Consider the following 22,413-nt stretch of genomic DNA (forward strand, 5'->3'; position numbering starts at 1 on the left):
CAATTGTCACCCGCCGGCTCTGGTTTCAGCTGGATGACTCTCGGGGGTCAGAGCAGGAGGGATGAAGGCGATGGGGCCGGTGCTGGTGATCGACGGCATCGACAACCGGGTGGTCGAGATGGATTTCTCGCGCATCCGGCACTGAACGAACCCGCGTGCGCGACCCGGAACGATCCGGGTTGCCTCGCTGCCCTGATGGTCCCACATAGGGAAGGCAATGTCGCCGGAGATCCCTGATGCGTCCTTTGCTGCTTCTTTTCTGCCTCTCTCTCGTCCCTGCGCCTGCAATGGTGGGCGCCGAAACGGTCGTGCCCAGCAGCGCCGGTGACATCGCGCTGTCCTTTGCCCCTGTCGTCCGCAAGACGGCACCGGCCGTGGTGAACATCTACGTCCGCCAGCAGGTGCGGGACCGGGCAAATCCCTTCGCCGGAGATCCGTTCTTCGACCAGTTCTTCCAGGACTTTGCCGGCCCCCAGCGGGTGCAGAACTCGCTGGGCTCGGGAGTGATCGTCTCTCCCGACGGGATCGTCGTTTCCAATCATCATGTCGTGGCAGAGGCGACCGACATCCGGGTCGTCCTCGCCGACCGGCAAGAGTTCGCCGCGCGGGTGCTGCTCGACGACCCGCAGGCGGACCTGGCCGTCCTGAAGGTCGAGACCGACACGCCGCTGCCCGCGCTGGAGTTCGGCGACAGCGACGCCTTGCAGGTCGGCGACCTGGTGCTGGCGATCGGCAATCCCTTTGGCGTGGGTCAGACGGTCAGTTCCGGGATCGTCTCGGGACTTGCGCGTTCGGCGCTGCAAGTGGGGGACGGAACCGGCTATTTCGTGCAGACCGATGCGCCGATCAATCCGGGTAACTCCGGGGGGGCGCTGGTGGATGTGGCGGGGCGGCTGGTCGGGATCAACACGGCGATCCTGACCAAGGGCGGCGGATCGAACGGGATCGGTTTTGCCATTCCCTCCAATCTGGTCGCGGCGGTGGTCGCCCAGGCCGAGGCCGGCGCGAGCCGGTTTCAGCGGCCCTGGGCCGGGATGATGGCGCAAGAGGTGGACGGATCCTTCGCCGAGGCCCTGGGCATGGATCGCCCGGTCGGGGTTTTGATCACGGCGCTGCATCCGCAAAGCCCCTTCGCCCTGGCCGGACTTGCCGAGGGCGACGTGGTGCTGGCCCTGGGTGACGCGGCGATCAACACGCCGCAGGAATTCCTGTATCGTCTCGCGGTTCTGGGGCCGGGGCCGCAAACCGTGAAGTTCATTCACGAGGGCACGGAAGCCGAGGCCGAGGTCGTCCTTGGACCGGCGCCGGACGTGCCGGATCGCCAGACGCTCACCGTGTCAGAAGACGTGATCCTGCGCGGCGCCACGCTGGCACGGGTCAATCCCGCAGTGATCGGCGAGTTGCGACCTCCCCTTTCCGCAAGCGGTGTCGCGGTGATGGAAGCCGCCGATCTGGCCTATGACATCGGCTTGCAGGCGGGCGACGTGCTGGTGGCGATCAATGGCATGGCCGTTGCCACCCCCGCAGAGGCGCTGGAGGCGGCACGCCAGCCGGCCCGGCTCTGGCAGATCGACCTGATCCGCCAGGGCCAGCCCTTCCGCCTGCGCTTCCGGCTTTAGTCCCGCAGCCTGCCCGGCTACACTGCGGCCATGGCCGATCTCTTCGACATGCCCTCTGCCCGGCCCGACAGCGGCCCACGCCCGCTGGCCGACCGGCTGCGGCCGAAGGCGCTGTCCGAGGTGATCGGGCAGGAGAAGATCCTGTCGCGCGATGGTCCCCTTGGGGCGATGCTGGCGGCGGGATCGCTGTCCTCGCTGGTCCTCTGGGGGCCGCCGGGCGTGGGCAAGACCACCATCGCGCGGCTTCTGGCCGACGAGACCGACCTGCATTTCGTGCAGATCAGCGCGATCTTCACCGGGGTGCCCGAACTGCGCAAGGTGTTCGAGGCGGCGAAGCTGCGGCGCCAGAACGGGAAGGGGACGCTTCTGTTCGTGGACGAGATCCACCGCTTCAACAAGGCGCAGCAGGACGGGTTCCTGCCGCACATGGAGGACGGAACGATCCTTCTGGTCGGCGCGACGACCGAGAACCCGAGTTTCGAACTGAACGCGGCCCTGCTGTCGCGCGCGCAGGTCATCGTGCTGGAGCGGCTGTCCCTGGCCGACCTTGAACGACTGGCGCAGCGGGCAGAGAAGGAACTGGGCCGGGCGCTGCCTCTGAAGGGCGAGGCGCGCGAGGCGCTTCTGGAGATGGCGGACGGGGATGGGCGGGCGCTTCTGAACCTCATCGAGCAGGTGGCGGCGTGGACCGTCGATGACAGCCTTACCCGAGAGCAGCTTTCCCAAAGGTTGATGCGTCGGGCGGCGAAGTACGACAAGGCGGGGGACGAGCATTACAACCTGATCTCCGCCCTGCACAAATCGGTGCGGGGCAGCGATCCCGACGCGGCGCTTTACTGGTTCGCGCGGATGCTGGAAGGGGGCGAGGATCCGAGGTTTCTGGCTCGCCGCATCACCCGGATGGCGGTCGAGGACATCGGCCTGGCCGACCCGCAGGCCGAGGCGGTCTGTCTGGACGGCTGGCAGACCTATGAACGCCTGGGCAGTCCCGAGGGGGAGCTGGCGCTGGCGCAGGCCGTGGTCTATCTTGCGCTCGCCCCGAAATCGAACGCCGTCTATAGCGCCTACAAGGCCGCCCGCGCCGCCGCGCGCGAGACCGGCAGCCTGATGCCGCCGAAGCATATCCTGAATGCCCCGACCCGGATGATGAAGGAGCAGGGCTATGGCGCGGGTTATGCCTACGATCACGACGCCGAGGACGGCTTTTCCGGGCAGAACTACTTCCCCGAGGGCATGAAGCGCCCGGTCTGGTACCTGCCCCCCGAACGCGGCTTCGAGCGCGAGCTGAAGAAGCGGGTGGAGTATTTCGCCAAGCTGCGCGCCAAGCGGCAGGAGGGGTGATCCCCGGTTAACGCAAGGTGGAGCGGCTGCGGGCGGCGGGGTCCGCAGGGGCGGGGCATCACGCGGGTAATCCCTTGAATCGCTGGGTTAATCCTTGCACCTTTCGAACAAGCCGATGGTCTGCTTTCTGTCTGGCATCCGTCTGGCATCCGTCCATACGCGCGTCGGTCGCAGATGCGGTTAACCATGGCCCGCGACCCGGTCGCGCGGGCGGCCTGATCGCGGGCATGGCCGCAAATGGGGGCCGTGTCCCCCTGCGCCGCATTGACATTCGCCTTGCCCGGACGCAAAGGACGGGCATGTTCCTGAACCTGATCCAGGTCGCCCTTGGCGGGGCCATCGGCGCAAGCATGCGCTATCTGACCAACGTCGGAGTGATGCGCTGGATCGGGCCGGGCTTTCCCTATGCGACCCTGATCGTCAACGTGGTCGGGTCCTTCCTGATGGGTGTCATCGTCGTGGTGCTGTCGCGCAAGGGCGGCACGCAGTATGCGCCCTTCCTGATGACCGGGATCCTGGGCGGTTTCACCACCTTCTCGGCCTTCTCGCTGGACACGCTGACCCTGTGGGAGCGGGGCGACCATGTGACGGCGGCGGTCTATGTCGGGCTGTCGGTCGTCCTGTCGCTGGCGGCGATCGTGGCGGGCCTTGCGATCGCGCGGGCGCTGGCATGAGCGTCCAGTTCCTGACCGTGACCGAGGACGAAGGCGAGCAGCGCCTGGACAAGTGGCTGCGCCGCCGCTTTCCGCACCTGACCCAGGGCGCGGTGGAAAAGCTGTGCCGGACGGGTCAGCTGCGGGTGGACAAGGGCCGCGTCAAGGCCTCGGACCGGGTTGCGCCGGGCATGGTCGTCCGGGTGCCGCCCCTGCCGGCGGAAGGCCCGCCGCCAGAGGCGCGGCCGGCCGGGATCAGCGCGGCGGATGCGAAGATGATCCAGGCGGCGGTGCTCTACAAGGACGAGCACCTGATCGTCCTCAACAAGCCCGCCGGCCTGCCCTCGCAGGGCGGGTCGGGGCAGGGCGAGCGGCATGTCGATGCTTTGGCGGAGGCGCTGAAGTTCGGCTACAAGGACAAGCCCAAGCTGGTGCACCGGCTGGACAAGGACACTTCGGGCGTGCTGCTGCTGGCGCGGACCGACCGGGTCGCCCGCGCCCTGTCCGAGGCGCTGCGGCACAGGGCCGCCCGCAAGATCTACTGGGCCGTCGTCGCCGGCGTGCCGCATCCGCGCCAGGGGTCGATCAAGTTCGCGCTGGAGAAGGCTCCGGGTCGGGGAAGGGGGGGCGAGGGCGAGAAGATGCTCTGCGTCCATCCCGCCAAGATGGCCGAGCACCCCGAGGCCAAGCGCGCCCATACGGACTATTTCACGCTGTGGTTCCTGGGCTCGCGCCTCAGCTGGATGGCGCTGGAGCCGGTGACGGGCCGCACCCACCAGCTGCGCGCGCACATGGCCGAGATCGGGCATCCGATCCTCGGCGACGGCAAGTATGGCGGCAGCCAGTCCGAGAACCTGGGCGACGGCTGGGGGGCGGGGACCGGGGGCGAGCTGTCGAAGAAGCTGCACCTGCATGCGCGCTCGCTGACGATCGAGCATCCGATCCTGAAGAAGCAGATGACCTTCACCGCGCCCCTTCCCGAGCACATGGCACGGACCTGGAAGCTCCTGGACTGGAAGGAAGACGACGTGCCCGCCGATCCCTTCGAGGTGATCCGGTGAGCGAATGGGCGCCGCGCCGGTTCTGGACCACGGCCAGCGCCGTCCCGGCCGAGGGCGGCTTTGCCGTGCAGCTGGACACCCGCCCGCTGCGCACGCCGCGCAAGGCGCTGCTGATCCTTCCGACCGCCGCCCTGGCCGAGGCGGTGGCGGCGGAATGGCAGGCGCAGGGCGACAGGGTCGATCCGGCCTCGATGCCCTTCACCCGCATGGCGAATTCGGCCATCGACACGGTGACCGCATCCTTTGACGAGATCGCGCGGATGGTCGGGGATTATGGCGGCAGCGACCTGTTGTGCTACCGCGCCGAGGGACCGGAGGCGCTGGCGAGGCGGCAGGCCGAGGCCTGGGACCCGCTGCTGGACTGGTGCGCCACGACCCTGGGCGCGCCGTTGCGGACCACGGCGGGCGTGGTCCATGTGGCGCAGCCGGAGACGAGCCTTGCCGCGCTGCGGGACCTCGTCGGCGGCATGACGGCCTTCCGGCTCGCGGCCTTCCACGACCTTGTCGCGCTGTCGGGGTCGCTGGTCCTGGCGCTGGCGCTGACCCGGGGCCGGCTGGGCGTGGACGAGGCCTGGCGGCTGTCGCGCATCGATGAGGACTGGCAGGTTTCGCAATGGGGCGAGGACGAGGAGGCGGCGGATGTTGCCCGGCGCAAGCATGCGGCTTTCCTGCTGGCGGACCGATTCTATGGATTGTGTGGGTAACAGGATTGCCCAAATCCTGTGCAAGGCCGGGTCGCAAGGCTGTTCGGCTGCTCTAACCCGACGAAAACAGGCATTTTTCCCGAATCCGCCAGAGGCCGCTTGACCAACAAAAGCGCTTTCGTCGAAACTGGCCGACAGCGGGGGCAGGACTGCGCCTGCACAAGAAACTGCGCGACAGGATCGCGCTGCATAATCGTGATCCGCGAAGGGTCACTTACTCAGGAAGAGGTAAGAATGAAAAAATCCGTATTCTTCGGCGCGTTCGCGGCCACCGCGCTCGTCTCGGGCATGGCGCTGGCCGGGACCCTCGACGACGTCAAGGCGCGGGGCGAGCTGATCTGCGGGTCCAACACCGGCCTGACGGGCTTTGGCGCCCCGGATGCCAGCGGCAACTGGACCGGCTTCGACGTCGACCTGTGCCGGGCCATCGCGGCCGTCGTCCTGGGTGACGCGACCAAGGTGAAGTTCCTGCCGACCACCGGCGAGACCCGCTTCACCGCGCTGCAGTCGGGCGAGGTGGACGTGCTGGTCCGCAACTCGACCTGGACCTATTCGCGCGACACCGAACTGGCGCTGGATTTCGTGGCGGTCAACTACTACGACGGCCAGGGCTTCATGGTGAAGAAGGACCTCGGCGTGTCCTCGGCCAAGGAGCTGGACGGCGCGACCGTCTGCATCCAGACCGGCACCACGACCGAGCTGAACCTGGCGGACTTCTTCAAGCAGAACAACATCAGCTACCAGCCGGTCACCGTGCAGGACGACTCGGAGGCGCAGCGCCAGTACCTGGCCGGGGCCTGCGACGCCTACACGACCGACGCCTCGGGCCTGGCCGCCAGCCGTGCGACCATGCCGGATGCCGAGAACCACATCATCCTGCCCGAGATCATCTCGAAGGAACCGCTGGGCCCGGTCGTCCGCCATGGCGACAGCCAGTGGGCTGACGTGGTGCGCTGGACCTACTATGCGCTGCTGATCGCCGAGGAAAAGGGCATCACCTCGGCCAACGTGAACGAAGTCGCCGCCTCTTCCACGGATGAGGAAGTCAAGCGCCTGCTCGGCGTTTCCGGGGACATGGGCGCGAAGCTGGGCATCGGCAATGACGCCTTCAAGAATGCCATTGCCGCCGTCGGAAACTATGGCGAGATCTTCGCCCGGAACATCGGCGAAGGCACCACGATCAACCTGGCCCGCGGCCTGAACGCGCTGTGGACCCAGGGCGGCCTGCAATACGCCCCGCCCTTCCGTTGATCCCGGATCCGGGGGCGCCGCAGGGCGCCCCCGCTTTCCATCTTGAACGAACAACCTGACTGACCAGGGGCACCGACCCCGCAGCCACCGGGAAAACCCGGGGCAGTCTTTCCGGGAAACAGGGGGAAACGATGGCTTTTGCCTCGGACGCGCCGAAAGATGGCTTTCGGCTCTCGATGCTCATCTACGATACGCGCTACCGGTCCTACACGATCCAGATCGTGGTGCTGGTGCTGTTCGCCATGGCGGTGGCCTGGCTCTTGAACAACACCGCTCAGAACCTGGCGGCGCGGGGGAAGGAGTTCAACTTCGACTTCCTCTGGCAACGCGCGGGCTATGACATCGGCCAGCAGCTGATCCCCTATTCTAACGACGACACCCATTTCCGCGCGCTTCTGGTCGGGCTGGTCAACACGCTGGTCGTCGCATTCTGGGGCTGCGTCTTCGCCACCATTCTGGGCGTCATCATCGGCGTGCTGCGGCTGTCGAACAACTGGCTGATCGGGCGGCTGATGACGGTCTATGTCGAGGTGTTCCGCAACGTACCCCTGCTGCTGTGGATCCTCTTGTCCTACGTCATCCTGTCCGAGACCACGCCCCAGCCACGCGATTTCCGCGTCACGGACGAGATGATCGCGGCGGGCGAGGAGCCAAAGGCCTCGATGATCCTGTTCGACACGGTGGCCGTGACGAACCGGGGAACCAACATCCCCGCGCCGCTGTTCGACCGCAGTCTCGGGTCGATCCAGATCGGCTTCCTGCCGGTCAGCCTGAACCTTCTCGCCTTCATCGCGGTCATCATCGCCTCGGTCTGGGCAAATCGCCGGTTGCTGGCCCATGCCAAGGCGGTGCAGGAGGCAACGGGAGACCGACCCGTCACCTGGTGGAAGTCGCTGCTGATCCTGTTCGGACCGGTCATCGCGCTGAAATTCGCCCTGGGCCTGCATCTGGAGATCCCGGAGCTGAAGGGTTTCAACTTCCAGGGCGGGATCCTGGTGGCGCACAGCTTCACAGCGCTTCTGATCGCGCTGTCTCTCTATACCGCGGCCTTCATCGCCGAGATCGTGCGGGCAGGCATCCTGGCGATCAGCCGGGGCCAGACCGAGGCCGCCTTCGCCCTCGGCCTGCGCCCGAACCGCACGATGAGCCTGATCATCCTGCCCCAGGCGCTGCGGGTCATCATCCCGCCGCTGATCAGCCAGTATCTGAACCTGACCAAGAACACCTCGCTGGGGATCGCGGTCAGCTACCTTGACCTGCGGGGCACGCTGGGCGGGATCACCCTGAACCAGACGGGGCGCGAGCTGGAGTGCATGCTCCTGATGATGCTGATCTACCTGTCGATCAGCCTGATCATCTCGGCGCTGATGAACCTCTACAACCGAACCGTCCAGCTGAAGGCGCGCTGAGATGAGCGAGACGCACGCCCAAACCGTCACTTACGTCCGCGACAGCATGCTGCCGCCGGCGCCGCCCCCGGTGGGCGAACGCGGCGCGGTGAAATGGCTGCGCGAGAACCTGTTCTCCTCGCCGCTGAACATCGCGCTGACCGTGCTTGGCGTCCTGATCGTCTGGTGGCTGGTCTCGGCCTCGCTGCCCTGGTGGCTGAATTCGGTCTGGAATGCCTCGTCCCTGGGCCAGTGCCGCGAGATCGTGGCGGCCAGCGCCGGAGAGGGCGCAACCGGCGCCTGCTGGGCCATGGTCCGCGAACGCTGGCACCAGTTCATCTTCGGCTTCTATCCGCCCTCGGAATGGTGGCGGCCGGTGCTGGCCTTCGGGCTCTTGTTCGCCGCCCTGGCCCCGGTGCTGTTCGCCGGGCAGAAGCGCAACCTGACGCTGATCCTGGGCGGGGTGCTGGCCTATCTTGTCGTCACGCTTTACCTCGCGGGGGCGCCGGGCGTGGCCTTTGCCCTGTCGCTGCTGCTGGTGGCGGGCCTTCTGGTCGTGGCGCAGGTGGCGCCGGGCAGGCTTCTGTGGTTCACGCTGATCTTCCCGGCCCTGTGCTTCTGGCTGCTGTGGGGCGGGTCGATCTGGTCGCCGATCGTGGCCATGGCGGGCTTCGGCGTGCTTTATGCCGTGTTCCGGTTCGGGTCGCCCTTCATCGGCCTGGCGCCTGCCGCCGGGGCCGGTGTCGTGGCGGCGGCGCTGTGGTGGCTCTACATCGACCATGCGATTGCCGACCGGCTGCAAGCCGCGCTGCCCTTTGCCATCGAGGCGGTCCGGTCCGACCTTTTCGGCGGCTTCCTTCTGGCCATCGTGATCGGGGTGACCGGCATCGCCTTCTCGCTGCCGATCGGCATCCTTCTGGCGCTGGGCCGCCAGTCGGACATGCTGATCGTCAAGACGCTGTCGGTGGGCTTCATCGAGTTCATCCGGGGCGTGCCGCTGATCACGCTTCTCTTCACCGCCTCGCTTCTGTTGCAGTACTTCCTGCCGCCGGGGACGAATTTCGACATCATCCTGCGCGTCATCATCCTGGTGACCTTCTTCGCCGCCGCCTACCTGGCCGAGGTGATCCGGGGCGGTCTCGCCGCCCTGCCGCGCGGCCAGTACGAGGCGGCCGATGCGCTGGGCCTCGACTACTGGCGGGCGCAAAGGCTCATCATCCTGCCGCAGGCGCTGAAGATCTCGATCCCCTCGATCGTCTCCACCTTCATCGGCCTGTTCAAGGACACCACGCTGGTCGCCTTCGTCGGCCTGATGGACCCGTTGAAGGGCGTGACGCAAATCGTCCGCGCCGACATCAACTGGAAGGGTATCTACTGGGAGCCCTACATCTTCGTCGGCGCCATCTTCTTCGTCATCTGCTTCGGCATGTCCCGGTACTCGATGTACCTGGAGCGCAAGCTGAAGACCGACCACCGGTAAGGACACATCATGGCTGAAGCTTCCAAAATGCAGATCTCGGACGAGGTCGCGATCCAGATCACCGGCATGAACAAGTGGTACGGCCAGTTCCACGTGTTGCGCGACATCAACATGACGGTGCAGCGCGGCGAGCGGATCGTGATCTGCGGGCCCTCGGGGTCGGGGAAATCCACGCTGATCCGCTGCATCAACCGGCTGGAGGAACACCAGCAGGGCCAGATCATCGTGGACGGGACGGAACTGACCAACGACCTGAAGAACATCGACAAGGTGCGGTCCGAGGTCGGCATGGTGTTCCAGCACTTCAACCTGTTCCCGCACCTCACGATCCTGGAAAACTGCACGCTTGCGCCGATCTGGGTCCGCAAGGTGCCGAAGAAGGAAGCCGAGGAAACGGCGATGCACTTCCTGCGCAAGGTCAAGATCCCGGAGCAGGCGAACAAGTATCCCGGCCAGCTGTCGGGCGGCCAGCAGCAGCGCGTGGCCATCGCGCGGTCGCTGTGCATGAAGCCGCGCATCATGCTGTTCGACGAGCCGACCTCGGCCCTTGACCCCGAGATGATCAAGGAGGTGCTGGACACGATGATCCAGCTGGCCGAGGAGGGCATGACCATGCTCTGCGTCACGCACGAGATGGGCTTTGCCCAGGCGGTGGCGAACCGGGTCATCTTCATGGACCAGGGCCAGATCGTCGAGCAGAACGAGCCGAAGGAGTTCTTCTCGAACCCCAAGAGCGACCGCACCAAGCTGTTCCTCAGCCAGATCCTCGGGCACTAGGTCCGGGCCCGCGGCAGGCGCGGGTTCAGCCGCCGGGCCGCATGCCGGCGCGGAAGGCGCGGTCGAGGAACCCGGCGCTCTGCCGCAGGTAGGTCTCGACGTTGCGGCGGCGGAACACGCCGTGGCCTTCGTCGGGGAAGAGGAGCACCTCGTGCGGGATGCCGGCGGCGGTCAGGTCGCGGATCGCGGCATGGGTGTTTTCCGGCCCGACGTTGGAATCCGCCAGCCCGTGCACGATCATCACATGCCCCCGGATCGAGGTGATGAACCGGCCCGGCGAGGCGTTGGCGTATTTCTCGGGGAACTCGTCCGGGGTGCCGCCCATCATCTCTTCGGAATAGGCGCGGCCGTGGGGCATCTCGGTCGCGTGGTAATCGATGTCCAGCCGGTACATCCCGCACATCGGGATCGCCGCCGTCACCAGATCGGCGTGGCGGGTGATGGCGAACCAGCTGGAAAAGCCGCCGTAGGAATTGCCCGCCACCGCGACCGGGCCGGGGAGGCCCGCGGCCAGCGCCGCCTCCAGCCCCGCGCGGATGTCGGCCTGTTCGCGCCCGCCCCAGCCGTCCTCCTTCACCGCCTCGCGGTGGGCATAGCCAAAGCCGGTCGAGCCGCGATAGTTGGGGTCGAGCACGGCATAGCCGCAGGCGACCCAGAACTGGACCTTCGGGTTGACCCAGTCCTCGGAATGCCAGGTGGGCCCGCCGTGGACATAGCCGATCAGGCCCCTGGGTCTTCCTTCCGGGCGGTAGAGCCAGCCCTGCATCGGCCGGCCATCGGGCGCGGTCCAGCGGAAGTCCTGCGGGGCGGCGTGGCGGCGGGCGGGTTCCGGCGGGGCGCGCCAGATGCTGCGGCAGGTGCCGTCCGCCGCCACGGCCACCAGCTCGTGCGGGGCGTCGGCGTCGTAGGCCTCGGCCAGCCAGCCGCCGCCGGGGAGCGCCGCATGGGGCAGAAGGCTGCGGCGGCCCGAGAGGTTCGGCAGGGGGCGGATGCCGGAGGGGCCGACCAGCGCGGCGCGGGTGCGGCTTTCGACATGGTGGATGCAGACGAAGTCCGCGCCGGTGCCGGCCAGAACCGAATGGGGAAATAGCCCGGGTTCCCCGGCCAGCCAGCCCAGCGCGCCGGTGGACAGCGTCAGGACGCCCAGCCGGTCGCGCCCCTCGTGGTCGCAGACAAAGCCGATGCGGTCGTCGTCCAGCCAGGCAGCCAGCACGTTGTTCTTCTCGCCGAGGTCGAGCACCTTCACGGCCTCGCCGCCCGCGACGGGCACGAGCCAGAGCTGGTACCCCCCCGGCGCGCGGTCGCTGCGGTGCCAGAGCAGCCGGCTGCCGTCGGGCGAAAGCTGGGGGCCGACGTAGAAATGCGGCGGGCTGTCGGCGCGGGCAAGGCAGGTGCGCCGGCCGGTCGCCAGATCCTGCCGCCAGAGCCAGGCGCCCTGGGTCACCTCACCCGTGGCATAGTCGAAATCGGCGAGGAAGAAGACCGAAGCGCCGTCCCGGGACAGCGCCCCGCCATAGACGTAATGCGTGTCCTGCGTGGGCGTGATCTGCTGCAGCGCGCCGGTCCTGCGGTCGAGGATCAGGAGGTGGTCATGCTCGTTCGCGTTCAGCGACTGGGCCAGGACCAGGCGGCTGCCGTCCGATGCCACGTCGCGGATGAGGAAATGGTCCTGCCCGTCCGTCAGCATCCGCGGCGGGGCCGAGCCGTCGAGGGGCGCACACCAGACATTCTCGGTCTCGGTCGGGCCGGCCATGCACCAGAAGGCCCAGGCGCCGTCCTCGCTGGCGTGGATGTTCGACAGTTGCGGAACGGAAGCCCAGAGGGCGGCAAGATCGGTCATGGATCCTCGATGAAGTGACAGGCGGCCAGGCGGCCGGGGGCGACCTCGCGCAGGTCGGGTCGGGTCGTGCGGCAGAGGTCGGCGGCGCGGGGGCAGCGGCTGGCGAAGACGCAGCCGGGCGGGGGCGAGAGGACCGAGGGCAGTTCGCCGGGGAGGGCGGTGCCGATCCGGCCCTTCTCGCGCCGCGGGTCGGGTTCGGGCACGGCCTGCATCAGCGCCCGGGAATAGGGGTGGAGCGGCCGGGCATAGAAGGCGTCGCGCGGGGCATGTTCCACGACGCGGCCGAGGCACATCACCATGATGTCGTGGCTGATGTGGCGCACCACGGCGAGGTTGTGCGAGATGAACACAAGGGCAAGGCCCATCCGGTCCTGGAGGTCCATCAACAGGTTGATGACCTGGGCCTGGATCGAGACATCCAGCGCCGAGACCGGTTCGTCGCAGACGATCAGTTTCGGTCGCCCGACCAGCGCCCGGGCGATGCCGACGCGCTGGGCCTGGCCGCCGGACAGTTCGTGCGGATAGCGGTCGGCAAAATCGGGCGAGAGGCCGACCTGTCCCAGCGCCTCGATGGCGCGGGCGCGGGCTTCGCGGCGCGACAGCTGCGGCTCGAAGGTCGCGAGCGGACGGCTGACGATGCGGGCCAGCGTCATCCGGGGGTCGAGCGCGGCGATGGGGTCCTGGAATATGATCTGCATCTCGGACCGCCGCCGCCGCAGGTCGGGGATCTGGCCCATGTCCTGCCCCTGCCAGAGGACCTGGCCCGCGCTGGGTTCGATCAGGCGCAGGAGCGCGCGGCCGAGTGTGGACTTGCCGCAGCCGGATTCGCCGACGACGCCGAGGGTCCGGCCCGCCGCGAGCGTGAAGGAGACATCGTGGACAATGGGCAGGAGGCGCGGGGCGGAGAACAGGCCCGGCCCGGGGATCCGGTAGCCCACGCCGAGGTTCCGGGCCTGCAACAGCGTCATGGCGCGGCTCCCGTCAGGTGGCAGGCGGCGCGGTGGCCGGGTGTCAGGTCGCGCAACGGCGGGCGGTCGGTCGAACAGACGGGAAGGCGGGCCTCGCAGCGGTCCACGAAGGGGCAGCCGGTGACGGTGCCGCCGGAGCGGGGGGTGCCGGGGATGGTGCCGAGCCGCGGGGTGAGCGCGGTTTCCAGCCGGGGCATCGCCGCGAGAAGGCCCCGCGTGTAGGGATGCGCGGGGGTGTCGAACAGGGTTTCCGCCGGGGCCTCCTCCATCACCCGCCCGCCGTAAAGCACCGCCACCCGGTCGCAGAGCCGGGCGACGACGCCGAGGTCGTGGGTGACAAGGATGATCGCCGTCCCCGTCTCGCGCCCAAGCTCGGCCATCAGGTCCAGCACCTGCGCCTGGATGGTCACGTCCAGCGCCGTCGTGGGTTCGTCGGCGAGGAGCAGCTTCGGCCGGGCGAGGAGCGCCATGGCGATCATCACCCGCTGGCGCATGCCGCCGGAAAACTCGTGCGGATAGCGCCGGGCGCGGGCGGCGGCGTCGGGGATGCGGACGCGGTCGAGCATCCGCACCGCCTCGGCCCGGGCCTCGGTTCTGGACAGGCCCTTGTGGACGATCAGCCCCTCGGCCAGCTGGTCGCCCACGCGCATGTAGGGGTTCAGGCTGGTCATCGGGTCCTGGAAGATCATCGACAGCCGGTCGCCCCGCACCCGGTCGAGCCGGTCGGGGGGCAGGGCCAGAAGGTCCTGGCCCTCGAACAGGACCTGGCCCGTGGCCCGCCCGTTCGCGGCCAGAAGGCCCATCATCGCGTAGAGGATCTGGCTTTTCCCCGAGCCGCTTTCGCCGACGATGCCCAGCACCTCGCCCGCCGCCAGGTCCAGCGAGACGCCGTCCACGGCCACGGCCTCGCCCTGGGGCAGGCGGAAGCGGACGCCGAGGTCCCTTATGGACAGAAGGCTACCTGTCATTGGGGTCGAAGGCATCGCGCAGGCCATCGGCGATGAAGTTGAGGCAGAGGAGGACAAGGGCCAGCAGACCTCCGGGCAAAAGGAGGAGCCGCAGGTCGCTGCCCATTGCCGCCGTTCCGGCCTGGATCAGGTTGCCCCAGCTGGCCTGCGGTTCCCTGATGCCGATGCCGAGGAAGGAGAGGAACGATTCCGACAGGATCACCTCGGGCACCAGAAGCGAGCCATAGACGATCACGGTCGAGACGCAGTTCGGCACGATGTGCTGCACCACGATGGCCGGGCCGGTCATGCCCCCGGCGCGGGCGGCCTGGACGAATTCCTTCTGCGCCAGCGACTGCGCCTGGGCCCGCACGATCACGGCGGGGGTCAGCCAGAGGGTGAAGACGATGGCGGCGAAGAGGGCGACATTGCCGCCGCCGAACAGAAGGCTGAGCAGTATCACCAGGATCACATAGGGAAAGCCGTAGAGCACCTCGACCAGCCGCATCATCACCCCGTCGGTGCGCCCCCCGGCATAGCCCGCGACCGCGCCGTAGAGGACGCCGATCACGCCCGCGACCAGCGCGCCGAGAAAGCCGATGGTCAGCGAGACCTGCCCCCCCTCCAGCACCCGGACCAGAAGGTCGCGGCCGAAGTCGTCGGTGCCGAAGAGATGCGGCCAGGTCAGCCGTGCCGGGGCCGAGATGTTGTCGAAATCCGCGTCCTCGCCGGTGAAGGGGAAGGCGTAGGGGCCAAGGAAGCAGAGCGCCACGATCAGCGCCAGCACCACGACCGAGGCCATGGCGAGCCGGTTGCGGCGAAACCGCCGCGCCTGAAGCCGCAGCGTCGAGACGCCGGGCGCGGGGGCGACATCAGCGCTCATTGCGGATCCTCGGGTCGAGGATCGCGCGGATCACGTCCGTCGCGATGTTGAGCAGGATCAGGATCGCGCCGTAGAGAAGCGTGATCCCCATGACCAGCGGATAGTCGCGGTTCAGCGCGGCATCGACGAAATGGCGCCCGATGCCGGGGACGGCGAAGATCGTCTCGATCAGGATCGAGCCGGTGATGATCGCCGCCGTCGCCGGGCCGAGATAGGCGATGACGGGCAGGAGCGTGCCGGTCAGCGTGTGGCGCCACAGCACGCGGCGCCAGCCGATGCCCTTGGCGCGGGCGGTGCGGACATGGTTCTCGCGCAGGGTCTCGATCATCGATGTGCGGGTCAGGCGGCTGATGTAGGCGATGTTCGGCAGGGCGAGCACGATCACCGGCAGGATCAGCGACCGCCAGCCCTCGCCGATCCCGCCCACCGGCAGCCAGTCGAGCCGCAGGGCGAAGGTCGCCTGCAGGACCGGGCCGATGACGAAGATCGGGATGGCGATGCCGATGACCCCGACCAGCCCGGCCAGATAGTCGGTGGCCGAGTTGCGCCGCAGCGCCCCGGCCAGCCCCAGGGCCACGCCCACCAGGGTGGCGATGACCACGGCCCAGAGGCCGATGGTCAGCGAATAGGGCAGGCCCGAGGCGATGAGGTCGTTCACCGAATAGTCGCGGTGCCGGGTCGAGGGGCCGAGGTCGAGCCGCAGCACCCCCCAGACGAAACGGCCGAACTGCATCCAGAGCGGTTCGTCCAGATGGAAGGCCGCCTCGATGTTGGCCTGCACCTCGGGGCTGATCTTGCGGTTGCGGGAAAACGGCCCGCCGGGGGCGAGACGCATGACGAAGAAGGTCAGCGTGACCAGCGCCGCCAGCGTCAGCCCCCCGTGCCACAGCCGTTTGCCCACAAAGCGCAGCATCGCCGGCCCGGACTACTCCAGCGCCATCCACTGGCTGTTGTGATAGCCCGCCGCCGAGGTGCCGAAGCCCCTGACGTTGGGCTTCACCAGATGCCGGTAGGGCTCGATCGCGATCGGGGCGAAGATGTAGTCGTCAAGCAGGATCTTCTCGGCCTTTGCGAGTTCGGGATAGCGCGTCGACTTGTCCGGCTGTTCCGCGGCGGCGTCCATGGCGGCGTCGTATTCGGGTTTGACCCAGTCATAGCCGGGTTCCGCCGAGGGGCGCATGTAGGACAGGAAGGTCTCGGGCCCCGCGAAGTCACCCACCAGGTTGTCGGCGAAGATCGTCCAGTCGTCGGTGTAGAAGAGGTCGAGCCAGGCCTTCCGCTCCATCGAGTTCACCGTGACATCGGCGCCGAGCACCTTCTTCCACATCAGAGCCGCCCCTTGCGCGCGGCGGATGTTCACCTCGGCCACGGTGGTGGCGATGGACAGTTTCAGCGGGTTGTCGGGGCCGTAGCCCGCCTTGGCGTAAAGCTCTTTCGCCAGCGCCTCGCGGTCGGCCTGGGTCATCGTGGCTTCGGCGATGGCGGGGCCGTCATAGTCGGGATCGAAGCCGCCGCCATAGCTGAAGGTCGGCGTCGCCCCGCCCTTGACGATGCGGTTTTCCAGCGTGTCGCGGTCGAGCGCGAGCGACAGCGCCCGGCGCAGGTCGATGTTTGCGAGGTCGGGGTTCGACAGGTTGAAACTGTAGTAGATCAGGAAGGTCGAGGGGAAGATCCGCACCTCGTCCGGCGTCTCGGCCTTGAGCCGCTCCAGATCGGCCAGGGGGATGTCGTAGGTGATGTCGATCTCGCCCGCCTGATAGCGTTTCAACTCGGTGCCCACGTCCTCGGTCACATGATACTTGACGAAGGGGATCTTCACATTGGCCGCATCCCAGTAGTTCGGATTTTTCTCAAGCAGGACATGGCTTTGCGGCACGACCTCGCGGATCACATAGGCGCCGTTCGAGACGACCTTCGCCGGGTCGATGAACACGCCCGCGCCACCCGCCTGAAAGCTGGGGGAATGGAGCGGCGCGAACTGGAAGGCGCCGACGAGGTCAAGGATATGCGGGGCGGGGGTCTCCATCTCGATGACCAGGGTGCGGTCGTCGGGCGCGGTGATGCCGAGGACGGACGGGTCGGTCGTCTCGCCATTGGCGAGCGCAGCCGCGCCCTTCACCTTGATCGTCGAGTAGAAGTAATAGCCCTTCTCCGACACCGTGGCGGGGTCCAGCGTCCGCAACACGCCGTTGACGAAGTCCTGCGCCACGAGCGGGTCGCCGTTCGACCATTTGAGCCCCTCGCGCAGGTGGAAGGTATAGGTCTTGCCGTCCGCGCTCGCCTCCCAGCGTTCGGCGGCGCCGGGGATGATCGCGCCGTCGGGGTCGAAGGTGACCAGGCCCTCGTAGGCGTCGGCGAGGATCCAGCCGGCGGCCGCGTCGAAGTTGACCTGCGGGTCGAGCGAGGACCATTCCGACCCGATGCCCCGGTCCAGCGTGTCGTCGGCCAGCGCCGGCCCCGCCGCCAGCGCCAGCGCCATGGCCGCGCCGGCAAGCCAGGCGCCCAGTCCCTTGCGAAGTCCCGTCATTTGCGCTCCTCCCTGGTGTCTGTGTTCGTTCAATCGGACAGAAGATCGCCCTGCCGCCGGATCTCGCGGCCCGCGACATGGCAGAGGCCCTGGCCCTTGAGGCAGCTGGTCCAAAGCTCCTGCCGGAACAGGATGCCGGTCGTGGGCGCGCGGATTTCCTCGCGGCGGCGGCGGGCGGCGTCGGTGACATGGCCCAGCACCTGGCCTTCGGTGACCCGGTCGCCGGGGCGGGTGATCCAGCTCACGATGCCGCCGATCGGCGCCATGAACTCCACCGCGCCGGCGAGCGGCAGTTCTTCCGCCGGGCCATGCGCGGGGGCGGGTCCGCCGGTCAGGACGCCCGCGCCGGCGAGGAAGGCCATGAGCCCCTTGGCGTCGCGGGCGGCAATATCGTCCGACACGTCGCCCTGGCCGCGGTATTCCAGCGTGGTCGAGAAGCAGGGCTGCGGCACCCGGTCGCCGAACCTGTCGCGCAGGGCGCGCCAGGGGGCGGTATGCGCCTCGTCGAAGGCATTGCCGCCCGAGACATCCTCGATCAGCGCCAGCACCGATCCCGTGCAGCGGCCGAGCAGATCGGCGATCTCGGGCCGGGCGGTCGAGGCGTAGAAATGCATCACCGCGTGGTGGTCGCAATGCAGGTCGAGCACGATGTCGGCGTCGTGCGAGGCCTGCATCAGGCGGATGCGCAGCTCGTCCACCTCGGTTTCGATCTTCGCCCCGGCAAGGGCGCTTGCGAAGGCGGCGCGGATCGTCGCGACATTGGCCTGCGGGTCGTCGCCAAGCCGCCCCTCCAGCGCATCGCCGGCGAGTGCCGCCAGATCGGGATAGCCGCGGTTGAAGTTGTGCGCGCCTTCGAGGTCGCGCCGGCCGACCGGCTTGTGCAAGAGCCACTCCGACAGGCCGATGGGATTGGCGAGCGGGACGACCACGACATGGCCCTTGAGGCGGCCCTCGGCCTCGGCCGCGTCCAGCATCGGCATGAGGTGGTAGAGCGCCAGCGGACCCGGCATCTCGTCGGCGTGCAGGCCGCCTTGCAGATAGACCTTGGGCCGGCTGCCCTCCTGTCCCCAGTGATGGCGGGTCAGGACCCGCGTGGTGCCTGGACTTGGCCCGGAGAGGGGCACGGTCTCGGTTCTCATGCACACCTCTGGTGGGGCGGGAGTATTTGATCAAAGCTTGCGCTGGCCGGCCCGGTCAAGTCAACGCTTTCCCGGGCGGTCAGATGTGGTCGCGCGGGATCGATTCGGACCATTCCCGGCGCGCGATTTCGGTCCCGTTTTCAAGGATCACGGTTTCCGCCCGGATGTGAAAATGCGTCTCATCGCAGGTCATGCGGCTGCGGCTTTCGTGGGTGAAGGTGCCATCCGCGCGGGTCTGAACCACGCGGTAGGCGGTTTCCATCGCGGCGCCGAGCGGGTCGCCCTCGGTGATGAGATAGCGGGCATGGCCCTCGCTGGCCTGCCGTATGCCGATGTCGGGAAACTCGTGGTCATAGCACCAGCGGGGAAAGTCTACCGTGATCCGCCCCGACAGGAGGTCGCGCGTCACCCGGCGGGGATGGGCGGGGGTGACGGGGTGGTGGATGACCGGACTTTGCGGCGCCATCTCGGGCGGGTCGAAGGGGCGCAGGGCCGCGTCCTCGGCCCGGGGCGGGCGGACGGGCAGGATCAGCCGTGTCGCGGCAAGGTCCACCGTCAGCGTCGCCAGCTGCGGCGAGGGCCAGGCGATGGGCCAGTAGACCGAGGACAGCGACAGCCCGATCCGGTGGCCGGCCGGAAAGGCATGGGCGATGTCGTCAAGCTCGACCACCACATCGACCGGCTGGCCTGGGACGAGCGCCTCGGGCCGGTCGTGGCCCCGGTGATGCGCGAGGTTCAGAAGGCCCAGCGTGACCCGCGTCGAGGCCCCGTCCGGCGCGATGTCGCAGAGCCTGACCGCGACCAGGGCCAGCGGCCGGTCCGAGGCGACGCGCAGCACGAGGCGGGCCGCGCCGAGGATCTCGACCGCTTCCGCCAGGGGGGCGGTCCGCCAGACCAGCGACCCGCCGTCATCCTCGCGCTGGTCGGTGGGCCAGTCGGCCTCGTCGCCGTAGCGGCCGATCTCGCCCGCTGCCGCCCCCACCCAGAGCGGGGAGCAGATGCGGGCCGCGCCTGCGCCCGGTCGGTCCTGCAACCGCCCTTCCGCAGGATACAGCGCCCAGTCCCGTATGCGCGGGCTGGGCCAGTGATCCTCGCCCACCCAGCGGCCGGGGCGGTGGGTGTAGCAGGTGCGCGGCGGCACCGAGTCCTGCATCCAGACCCGCAACGCGGGTTCATTCATGATCCCGCTGTCGCGGCCCTTCATCCAGTGGTCGCACCAGCGCAGCACCTCTTGCAGCCAGCCAATCGCCGGGCCGACCGTCACATCCATCGGGAAGGAATGGGCCCAGGGTCCGATCAGCCCGCGGCAGTGGTCCGGGCCGAGCCCTGCCAGAAGCCGCGGCACCGCCTCGGAATAGTTGTCGGCCCAGCCCGAGACCGCATAGACCGGCACCCGGATCGCGGAGTAGTCCTCGCAGACCGAACCGTGCCGCCAATAGGCGTCGCGGCGCTGGTGGCGCATCCAGGTCAGGCCCCAGGGACGGTTCGCCGCGATCCGCTGCCGCCAGAGGTCGCGCCAGGCGGGGCCGTGCAGGGCCGGGTCGGGCGGCAGGTCCATGCCCGCGACCATCGTCCCCGACCAGTCCATGTTGTCCTTCGACAGGCAACCGCCGATGTAGTGGACATCGGTCGCATAGCGGTCGTCGGTGAAGCCGACGGCGATCACGGTCTTCAAGGCCGGAGGCTGCCGCGCCGCGATCTGCAAGCCGTTGAAGCCGCCCCAGCTGATCCCGATCATCGCGACCTGCCCGTCGCACCAGTCCTGCGCCGCGATCCAGGCGATCACGTCGCAACCGTCGCGCAGCTCGACTTCGGAATATTCGTCCTCGAGAAGCCCCTCGCTTTCGCCGCAGCCGCGGATATCGACCCTGAGGCAGGCATAGCCGTGCCCGGCCAGATACAGGTGCAGCCCCTGGTCGCGCCCCCGGGTGCCGTCGTGCTTTCGATAGGGCAGGTATTCCAGGATCGCCGGATGCCGCCCCGTCGCCGGACGCCAGAGCTTGGCCGCAAGCCGCGTGCCGTCCGGTAGCGGGATCCAGAGGTTTTCCACCACCTCGACCGGATGCGGAAAGTCGGTGCGGATCCGTGCCAAATGCAATCCTTTCCCCGAAGAAGCGGAACCGCGGCCGCCGGACGGTCCGGGTCCGGGGCGTTACGCCTGAGCCATGCGTAGCAGGCAGCCATGTGTCAGGGCAACAGAAGGGTCTGATCTGTCCGGCAGCGACGCGGTGCGGCCCGGGCAAAAGAAAATGGCCCGGGCCTTTCAGCCTGAGCCATCCAAGAACGTGGCGGACCCGGAGCGATTCGAACGCCCGACCCTCAGATTCGTAGTCTGATGCTCTATCCAGCTGAGCTACGGGTCCGCAATGCCCGGCCATGTAGCCCCCTCGGCCAGGCAATGCAAGGGCCAAATCACGCGGAAATCTCGCTTGTCCCTTTCGGCAGGTGGATCGCGAACTCGGTGCCTTCCGCGTCAGCGCGAACCAGCTCCAGCCGGCCGCCGTGACCGCGCACCAGTTCGGCGGCGATCGCAAGGCCGAGGCCCGTGCCTCCCTTCCGAGCGCCGCCCTGGAAGGCCGAGAACAGATGCTCGCGTGCCTTGGCCGGCAGGCCAGGCCCGGTATCGCCGACCCGGATCCACCATTCCGATTCGTCCTCGCCCGCCGAGACCTCGATCGTTCCGGGCTGGCCCGTCGCCTCGATCGCCTGCCGGGCGTTGCGGATCAGGTTGGACAGGACGCGATAGAGCTGTTCGCCATCCGCGCGGATCATCATTCCGGGCGGGATGTCGATCAGGCAGGTGATGGGAGACTCGGCCCCCAGGCCCTCGCCCTCGACGACCTCGGCGGCGAGTTGCGCGAGGTTCAGGCGCCGCAGTTGCGGCGGCGGTTCCTCGGCCTTGCCGAAGGCCAGCGTCGCCTCGCAAAGCGAGACCGCGCGGCTGATCGAGCCGATCAGCTTGGGCGCCGACCGCGCCACGACCGGGTCGGCGCTGCCCTCGATCCGGTCTGCGAACAGCTGCGCCGTGGTCAGCACGTTGCGCAGGTCGTGGCTGATCTTGGCCACGGCACCGCCCAGTTGCGCCAGCCTCTCCTTTTGCCGCAGGGCGCCGGTCAGCTGGGTCTGCATCGACTGCAACGCCTCCTCGGCCATGCGCAGCTCCTCGACATCCGCATTGGGGGTGATCACGCGCCGCGCATCCTCGGGTGCCTCGGCATAATCGCGCATGTGCCGCACCACCCGGCGGATCGGCAGCACCAGCAGGCGGCGGACGGCAAGGAACAGGAGGAACGCGGTGACGACCGAGATGAGGGCCGACAGGATCAGGATCCGCAGCCCGTAGTCGATCATGGCGACCCGCAGAGGCCGCGTCTCCATCGTCACCTCGATCAGCGTGCCGGCCTCCTGCACCGGGTAGCCGATTACCCGGACGATGCGGTTTTCCGGGTCGAGCAGCGTGGCGAAGGCATCGCGGATCAGCTCCCAGGGTCCCGCCATTCGCAGGTCATACGAGGCATGGATCTCGTCCGGCACCGGCGAGGACAGGACCAGTTGCCGAACCTCGTCCCGGCGCAGGACGACGTTGTAGACCTCGGCGTTCTTCAGAAGCTCCGCCTCGAGGTCCGGCGAGACCGGAGCTTCGGCGGCAAGCTGGGTCAGGGCGGCGATCTGCGCCTGTTTCAGCCGGGTCAGCAGGAAGTCGGCCCGGAAACGCGCGATCGAGGGCACGAAGATCATCACCTCGGCCAGCATCACGAAGATGACGGTCAGGATCAGGAAGCGCCCGGACAGCGTGTTGAGAAAGCTCTTGCGTCTTTCGGCCACCCGAACCTTC

18 protein-coding genes and 1 tRNA gene are annotated in these 22,413 nt (G+C 68.2%); 9 read left to right on the forward strand and 10 right to left on the reverse strand.

The features are described from left to right. Positions 1 to 236: 236 nt before the first annotated feature. The 9 genes from FL625_RS05860 (at position 237) to FL625_RS05900 (ending at position 10,274) form a co-directional block, all read left to right on the forward strand. On the forward strand, positions 237 to 1,619 hold the full coding sequence (locus tag FL625_RS05860; protein ID WP_149587718.1) for a trypsin-like peptidase domain-containing protein: 1,383 nt from the start codon (positions 237 to 239) through the stop codon (positions 1,617 to 1,619). A 30-nt stretch (positions 1,620 to 1,649) separates the two neighbouring features. Beyond that, positions 1,650 to 2,960: a replication-associated recombination protein A gene (locus tag FL625_RS05865; RefSeq protein ID WP_149587719.1), complete on the forward strand. Its 1,311-nt coding sequence runs from the start codon at positions 1,650 to 1,652 to the stop codon at positions 2,958 to 2,960. Between the two features lie 299 nt (positions 2,961 to 3,259). After that, positions 3,260 to 3,634, forward strand: coding sequence for a fluoride efflux transporter CrcB (gene crcB, locus FL625_RS05870; protein ID WP_149587720.1), 375 nt, complete (start codon positions 3,260 to 3,262; stop codon positions 3,632 to 3,634). After that, positions 3,631 to 4,674, forward strand: a complete 1,044-nt coding sequence (locus FL625_RS05875; protein ID WP_149587721.1) for an RluA family pseudouridine synthase — start codon at positions 3,631 to 3,633, stop codon at positions 4,672 to 4,674. The genes crcB and FL625_RS05875 overlap by 4 nt, the downstream gene beginning before the upstream one ends. After that, positions 4,671 to 5,378, forward strand: coding sequence for an ATP12 family chaperone protein (locus FL625_RS05880; protein ID WP_149587722.1), 708 nt, complete (start codon positions 4,671 to 4,673; stop codon positions 5,376 to 5,378). The genes FL625_RS05875 and FL625_RS05880 overlap by 4 nt, the downstream gene beginning before the upstream one ends. Positions 5,379 to 5,612: 234 nt before the next feature. After that, complete coding sequence (locus FL625_RS05885) at positions 5,613 to 6,629, forward strand: amino acid ABC transporter substrate-binding protein (RefSeq protein WP_149587723.1); 1,017 nt, start codon at positions 5,613 to 5,615, stop codon at positions 6,627 to 6,629. A gap of 131 nt (positions 6,630 to 6,760) precedes the next feature. After that, a complete protein-coding gene (locus FL625_RS05890) occupies positions 6,761 to 8,038 on the forward strand; it encodes an amino acid ABC transporter permease (protein ID WP_149587724.1) in 1,278 nt (425 codons plus the stop codon). A gap of 1 nt (position 8,039) precedes the next feature. Beyond that, a complete protein-coding gene (locus FL625_RS05895; RefSeq protein WP_149587725.1) occupies positions 8,040 to 9,497 on the forward strand; it encodes an amino acid ABC transporter permease in 1,458 nt (485 codons plus the stop codon). Positions 9,498 to 9,506: 9 nt separating this feature from the next. Beyond that, positions 9,507 to 10,274 (forward strand): amino acid ABC transporter ATP-binding protein, encoded by a 768-nt coding sequence (locus FL625_RS05900; RefSeq protein ID WP_149587726.1) that lies wholly within the window; start codon positions 9,507 to 9,509, stop codon positions 10,272 to 10,274. A gap of 25 nt (positions 10,275 to 10,299) precedes the next feature. Here the strand turns inward: FL625_RS05900 and FL625_RS05905 are convergent, their stop codons facing one another. From FL625_RS05905 to FL625_RS05950, 10 genes are all read right to left on the reverse strand, one after another. Continuing rightward, on the reverse strand, positions 10,300 to 12,114 hold the full coding sequence (locus FL625_RS05905; protein WP_149587727.1) for a S9 family peptidase: 1,815 nt from the start codon (positions 12,112 to 12,114) through the stop codon (positions 10,300 to 10,302). Next, the gene (locus FL625_RS05910; protein ID WP_149587728.1) at positions 12,111 to 13,082 is read right to left on the reverse strand and encodes an ABC transporter ATP-binding protein; all 972 of its coding nucleotides are present in this window, start codon (positions 13,080 to 13,082) and stop codon (positions 12,111 to 12,113) included. Before FL625_RS05910 ends, FL625_RS05905 begins: the two co-directional genes overlap by 4 nt. Continuing rightward, entirely contained in the window at positions 13,079 to 14,050 is a 972-nt protein-coding gene (locus tag FL625_RS05915; RefSeq protein WP_235019332.1) for an ABC transporter ATP-binding protein, read from the reverse strand. Before FL625_RS05915 ends, FL625_RS05910 begins: the two co-directional genes overlap by 4 nt. Beyond that, a complete protein-coding gene (locus FL625_RS05920; protein ID WP_149587730.1) occupies positions 14,040 to 14,912 on the reverse strand; it encodes an ABC transporter permease in 873 nt (290 codons plus the stop codon). Before FL625_RS05920 ends, FL625_RS05915 begins: the two co-directional genes overlap by 11 nt. Continuing rightward, positions 14,902 to 15,825, reverse strand: a complete 924-nt coding sequence (locus FL625_RS05925; protein ID WP_149587731.1) for an ABC transporter permease — start codon at positions 15,823 to 15,825, stop codon at positions 14,902 to 14,904. The genes FL625_RS05920 and FL625_RS05925 overlap by 11 nt, the downstream gene beginning before the upstream one ends. 12 nt (positions 15,826 to 15,837) lie before the next feature. Then, positions 15,838 to 17,439, reverse strand: a complete 1,602-nt coding sequence (locus tag FL625_RS05930) for a peptide ABC transporter substrate-binding protein (RefSeq protein ID WP_149587732.1) — start codon at positions 17,437 to 17,439, stop codon at positions 15,838 to 15,840. Between the two features lie 29 nt (positions 17,440 to 17,468). Continuing rightward, the gene (locus FL625_RS05935; RefSeq protein ID WP_149587733.1) at positions 17,469 to 18,578 is read right to left on the reverse strand and encodes a succinylglutamate desuccinylase/aspartoacylase family protein; all 1,110 of its coding nucleotides are present in this window, start codon (positions 18,576 to 18,578) and stop codon (positions 17,469 to 17,471) included. Between the two features lie 79 nt (positions 18,579 to 18,657). Further along, a complete protein-coding gene (locus FL625_RS05940; RefSeq protein WP_149587734.1) occupies positions 18,658 to 20,670 on the reverse strand; it encodes a CocE/NonD family hydrolase in 2,013 nt (670 codons plus the stop codon). A gap of 194 nt (positions 20,671 to 20,864) precedes the next feature. Continuing rightward, a tRNA-Arg gene (locus tag FL625_RS05945) sits at positions 20,865 to 20,941 on the reverse strand. A 49-nt stretch (positions 20,942 to 20,990) separates the two neighbouring features. Next, entirely contained in the window at positions 20,991 to 22,331 is a 1,341-nt protein-coding gene (locus tag FL625_RS05950) for a sensor histidine kinase (RefSeq protein ID WP_149588030.1), read from the reverse strand. Between the last annotated feature and the right edge of the window lie 82 nt (positions 22,332 to 22,413).

The organism is Tabrizicola flagellatus, assembly GCF_008271465.1.
In the GTDB taxonomy this organism is placed as follows: domain Bacteria; phylum Pseudomonadota; class Alphaproteobacteria; order Rhodobacterales; family Rhodobacteraceae; genus Tabrizicola; species Tabrizicola flagellata.